We start from the raw sequence: 5,774 nt of genomic DNA, 5'->3' as shown, positions 1-5,774 counted from the left end.
ATCAATGTTGATCGATCAGACTGCACCGAGCTGCCATCATGCAGACCACGAAGACGCTTAAGCGGTGTGAATCGCCACGCTTCCTCGCGCCCTGTAGGCGTTAAGTAATTAGTTGCTAAAACAGTCATTAGCCCACAGCGCCTTCCATCTGAAGTTCGATGAGGCGATTGAGCTCAAGTGCGTATTCCATAGGAAGTTCGCGCGCAATAGGTTCAATAAATCCACGAACAATCATGGCCATCGCTTCATCTTCATTCAAACCACGTGACATCAGATAGAACAATTGATCATCACTGATCTTTGAAACTGTAGCTTCGTGACCCATAGAGACATCATCTTCACGAATATCAACATAAGGATATGTGTCTGAACGAGAAATCGTATCTACCAAAAGTGCATCGCACTTCACTGTACTCGCAGAGTGGTGTGCACCTTCTTGAACCTGAACAAGCCCACGGTATGAGGTGCGACCACCGTTACGTGCAACAGATTTAGAAATAACAGAAGATGATGTGTATGGAGCAGCATGAACCATCTTTGCACCAGAATCTTGGTGTTGTCCTTCGCCGGCAAATGCAAGTGACAAAGTCTCACCCTTTGCGTGTGGACCCATCAAGAAAATCGCTGGGTACTTCATGGTTACCTTTGAACCGATGTTTCCATCGACCCACTCCATGGTTGCACCTTCAGCACATGTTGCGCGCTTGGTTACCAAGTTATACACATTGTTGGACCAGTTCTGAATCGTGGTGTAACGAACGCGCGCACCTTTCTTCACAATGATTTCAACAACTGCAGAGTGCAAAGAATCTGACTTGTAGATTGGTGCTGTGCAACCTTCTACGTAGTGAATGTATGAATCTTCATCAGCGATGATTAATGTGCGCTCGAACTGACCCATGTTTTCTGTATTAATACGGAAGTAAGCCTGCAATGGAATATCAACATGGACACCCTTTGGCACATAGATAAATGAGCCACCAGACCACACCGCAGTATTAAGTGCTGCAAACTTGTTATCTCCCACTGGGATAACAGTCCCGAAATACTCTTTGAATAACTCTGGGTGCTGCTTTAGCGCACTGTCTGTATCCAAGAAAATTACGCCTTGGGCTTCTAGATCCTCACGGATTGAGTGATAGACAACTTCAGATTCATACTGTGCGGCAACACCTGACACAAGGCGTTGCTTTTCAGCCTCAGGAATTCCGAGGCGGTCGTATGTGTTCTTAATGTCATCAGGCAAGTCATCCCATGTGGTTGCTTGCTTTTCTGTTGAACGAACAAAGTACTTAATGGTGTCAAAGAAGATTCCTGAAAGATCTGATCCCCAATTAGGCATTGGCTTCTTACCGAATAGGTCTAAACCCTTGAGACGCAAATCGAGCATCCACTGTGGTTCAGATTTCTTTGATGAGATGTCGCGGACGACCTCTTCACTGAGCCCGCGCTTAGCGTTATCGCCAGCCGTGCTCTTATCTGACCAACCGTATTCGTAGTTGCCGAGTCCGTCGAGTTCTGGATGTGCTGTTGTCATGCACGTACCTTTCGGGTTGTTGTTGTTTGTGTCTTTGGTATAAAAGTTGTGCACACGCCATCGCCATGTGCGATCGTTGCAAGGCGTTGAACGTGTGTTCCCAATAGTTTTGAAAGTGCTTCTGTTTCTGCCTCACACAGTTGTGGAAATTCAGATGCAACGTGGGCAATTGGGCAATGGTGTTGGCAAAGCTCCTGACCCATTGGCTTGTCATGAACACTTGCTGCATAACCTTGATCAGTCAGAAACTCTGCAAGTGCATCAACTTTGCCTGCACGCTTTGAAATAAACTTTTGCGCCTGTCGTTCAATATCATCGGCGCGAGACTGCGCGAAACCATCTACAAGATGAGCGCCAGATTGAGCTGACATGAACTTCAATGCCGCAACTGCTAAGTCATCATAGGAATGTTCGAACTTTTCACGGCCTTCATCTGACATCACGAAAACTTTTGAAGGTCGACCGCGTCCACGGATGGAAGAAGAGCGTGGTTCACGTGCCTCGACAACGCCATCTGCCACCAAAAGATCTAGGTGACGCCTAATTCCTGCCGCGGTAAGGCCAAGACGCTCCCCCAAAACCGCCGCGGTGGATGGCCCATTTTCTAGAATTGACCGGGCCACAAGGTCGCGGGTACGAGCATCTTCCCCAGCAGGATTGGCTCCGGTCATTTTCACAACGTTATTGTGTCGTAATTCGACACAGAGAGCCACTCGAGGGCCCAGCGTGGCTTAAGGGTCATAGGCTTAGGCCATGCCCAAAGCCGAAAATCTAGCCTCTCGATTTTTGGCACCAGCCACAGGATTGCTTCTTTTCCTTCAATCAGCCCTAGTTGTCACTGGCGGTGCAGTCCGCCTGACTGGTTCTGGATTGGGTTGCCCCACTTGGCCTGAATGCACAGAGGGTTCCTACACCCCCGTTGCTCATCAAGCAGAGCCTCAACTCAATGTTTGGATCGAATTTGGAAATCGATTGCTAACTTTTGTTTTAGTTATTGCATCTGTCGCGGTTGTTATTGCAGTCATTAGAAGCAATCGAAAAGATTTGCGCGGATTAGCTATGGGTCAATTTCTTGGCATTTTCGGGCAAGGAATTCTTGGCGGAATTACCGTTCTGACTGACTTGAATCCAATTCCTGTAGCTGGACATTTATTGCTCTCAATTATCCTCATTGCGGGTGCTGCCTCGTTGTATTCCCGAAGATACGAACCTGCCATTTTTGTAAAAGCATCCCCTTTAACAAACAAGTTAGCTCTGGCCCACACTGCAATTTCATTTTCAGTAATCGTGCTTGGAACTATTGTTACTGGATCTGGACCACATGCTGGCGATGCGCAAGCAAAACGATTTGGCTTTGACATTCGAACAGTTGCTTGGATGCACGCCGATGCAGTCATATTTCTTTTGGGTCTTACGCTCGCATTTTATGTTGCAATAGGAACGAGTGTCAGGACCAAGAAAGCAATCAAGATGTTTACAGTGATCGCACTAGCTCAAGGTGCTATTGGTTACATTCAATACTTCACTGGAATTCCTGAAATTTTAGTTGCCGCTCATTTACTGGGAGCGACATTGGTATGGATCGCAGCGTGGCGGATCCGACTGTCGGTAATCACACAGAATGGATAAAGAATGAGTGCACTAACAGGTTGGACTGAACTCGATGATAAAGCCGTAGCCTACGCACGCGCCCTTGCAGCTGATGCGGTACAAAAGGTTGGCAATGGTCACCCAGGAACAGCGATGTCTCTAGCACCTGTTGCATACTCACTATTCCAACGACACTTGGTGCACGATCCTTCAGATCCACAATGGTTAGGCAGAGATCGATTTATTCTTTCTTGCGGCCACTCATCGCTGACTCTTTATATTCAACTCTTCTTAAGTGGTTATGGCCTTGAGATGAAAGACCTTGAAAGCTTTAGAACATGGGGTTCATTAACGCCAGGCCATCCTGAATACGGTCACACTACAGGCGTAGAAATGACGACCGGACCTTTAGGTCAAGGTGTAGCAACAGCGGTCGGCATGGCAATGGCTGCGCGTTATGAACGCGGGTTACTAGATCCCGAAGCACCAGCTAATACTTCTATTTTCGATCATTCTATTTGGGTTATTTGTTCTGATGGTGATCTACAAGAAGGAGTTAGCGCAGAGGCTCACTCACTTGCCGGAACTCAAGAACTTGGAAATCTCAATCTTATTTATGATGACAATAGAATTTCCATTGAAGGCGATACACATAACGCATTTACGGAAGATGTGTCAGCCCGTTATCGCGCTTATGGCTGGCATGTGATTGAAGTTAGTGCTGCCAAAGATGGCAACGTAGATCTTGTCGCACTTGATGCCGCGATGGTGGCAGCAAAGAAGGAAAGTAAGAAACCAACTCTTATCCGCATGAGTTCTGTAATTGCATGGCCAGCGCCAAAAGCACAAGGGACCGCAGCCTCTCATGGCTCAGCACTGGGTGAAGAAGAGGTCAAGGCAACAAAGATCGCACTCGGGTTGAATCCCGATGAACATTTTGCAATGCCTGCAGAAGTTTTGGCACATGCTCGTCTAGTTAAAGAGCGCGGTGCACAATTGCGAAAAGATTGGGATCTAAAGTTTTCAAATTGGAAATCAAGCAATCCTGAAAAAGCTTCACTCCTTGAAAGATTACGTAGCAAAGCACTGCCTGCGGGTTGGGATTCTGACATTCCAGTCTTTGCACCAGGCAAAGATGTTGCAACTCGCGCAGCGTCAGGTGAAGTGATTAATGCACTAGCCAAAAAACTTCCAGAGTTTTGGGGAGGTTCCTCTGACTTAGCTGGCTCCAACAACACAAGCATTAAGGGCGGTGGTTCTTTTCTTCCATCTTCTTCTGCAATTGAAGGGGCGAACCCTTATGGTCGAATTATTCACTTTGGTATTCGCGAGCACGCAATGGGATCTATTCTCAATGGAATAACTCTGCATGGGTTGACAAGATCATTCGGTGGAACATTTGCTGTGTTTAGCGATTACATGCGCCCAGCTGTACGCCTGGCTGCCCTCATGAATATTGGTTCAATCTTTGTGTGGACTCATGATTCGATTGGCGTTGGCGAAGATGGCCCCACCCATCAACCGATTGAACACTTCGCAGCCTTGCGAGCTATTCCTGGCCTAGATGTTGTCCGTCCGGGAGATGCTAACGAGGTCGCACAAGCATGGAAAAAGATCTTGATGCGAGGCAGAGCCACAGGAATCCTTTTATCTCGCCAAAATCTGCCGGTGTTTGATCGAAGTGACTGCGCTCCAGCAAGTGGAACGGCAAAGGGTGCTTACATTTTGAAAGATGCAGAAAACCCGCGAGCCATTTTGATCGCTACCGGGTCAGAAGTATCACTGGCCATTGAGGCACAAACAGCACTTGCCGCAGAAGGAATCAATGTGCGAGTTGTGAGCGCACCTTGTCTTGAATGGTTTGCTGAACAAGACCAGGCATATAAAAACTCAGTCCTGTCTCCTGGCGTTGTTAAGGTGAGCATAGAAGTTGGAATTGCACAGGGATGGCGCGAGTTAATTGGTGATAGCGGTGTTGCCATTTCCCTTGAACATTACGGAGCCTCAGCAGATGCAAAGCGTTTGTTCAAAGAGTTTGGTTTCTCAGTAGAGAATATCGTTGCCCAAGTAAAGAAGGCGATCTAATGAGTGTTCATGATGTAGCAAGTGCCGGAACCTCTATTTGGCTCGATGATCTATCACGAGCCAAGATCACGGGCACAGACCCCCAATCACTTCCCTCCAGAATCGCAAAGAGTGGCGTCGTTGGCGTAACAACTAATCCCAGCATCTTTAGTGGAGCCATTAGCGGGGCAGCTGAATACAGCGCAGATATTGCCGCGATGAAAGCTGCAGCAGTTGATGATGTTGTAAAGAAACTAACAACAGATGATGTTCGTCAGGCATGCGATCTATTTGCACCAGTGTTTTCCAGCAGCAAAGGTTTTGATGGTCGAGTAAGTATTGAAGTTGACCCTCGTCTTGCGCGAGACACTGCAGGAACTATCGCCGCTGGCCAAGAACTCTGGTCAATCGTGGATCGACCAAATGTGATGATAAAAGTTCCAGCAACGATCGAAGGATTACCGGCGATTACAGCGCTCATTGCAGCTGGAATAAGTGTAAATGTAACGCTCATTTTTTCTGTTAAGCGTTACGGTCAAGTAATTGACGCTTTCATGAAGGGCTTGGAACAGTGCGACAATCC

General features: G+C 47.4%; 5 protein-coding genes. 3 read left to right on the top strand and 2 right to left on the bottom strand.

Annotated elements, in window-relative coordinates:
- Window positions 1-127: 127 nt before the first annotated feature.
- Entirely contained in the window at window positions 128-1,537 is a 1,410-nt protein-coding gene (gene sufB, locus AC9UH7_RS05935) for a Fe-S cluster assembly protein SufB (RefSeq protein ID WP_509596193.1), read from the bottom strand.
- On the bottom strand, window positions 1,534-2,208 hold the full coding sequence (locus AC9UH7_RS05930; RefSeq protein WP_509596191.1) for a helix-turn-helix transcriptional regulator: 675 nt from the start codon (window positions 2,206-2,208) through the stop codon (window positions 1,534-1,536). The genes sufB and AC9UH7_RS05930 overlap by 4 nt, the downstream gene beginning before the upstream one ends.
- 82 nt (window positions 2,209-2,290) lie before the next feature.
- Here AC9UH7_RS05930 and AC9UH7_RS05925 point away from each other — a divergent pair, with 82 nt between their 5' ends.
- The 3 genes from AC9UH7_RS05925 to AC9UH7_RS05915 all read left to right on the top strand — a co-directional run.
- Window positions 2,291-3,166 carry a COX15/CtaA family protein gene (locus tag AC9UH7_RS05925; RefSeq protein ID WP_509596190.1) on the top strand — a complete coding sequence of 292 codons (876 nt, stop codon included), beginning with the start codon at window positions 2,291-2,293 and terminating at the stop codon, window positions 3,164-3,166.
- Between the two features lie 3 nt (window positions 3,167-3,169).
- On the top strand, window positions 3,170-5,212 hold the full coding sequence (tkt, locus tag AC9UH7_RS05920; protein WP_509596189.1) for a transketolase: 2,043 nt from the start codon (window positions 3,170-3,172) through the stop codon (window positions 5,210-5,212).
- Window positions 5,212-5,774, top strand: a 563-nt coding sequence (locus AC9UH7_RS05915) for a transaldolase family protein (protein ID WP_509596187.1), incomplete at its 3' end; no start/stop codon positions are given. The genes tkt and AC9UH7_RS05915, both read left to right, overlap by 1 nt.

The sequence above is a fragment of the Candidatus Planktophila sp. genome, assembly GCF_044348745.1.
Classification (GTDB): Bacteria; Actinomycetota; Actinomycetes; order Nanopelagicales; family Nanopelagicaceae; genus Planktophila.
This window is presented reverse-complemented; position numbering and strand designations above follow the sequence as displayed.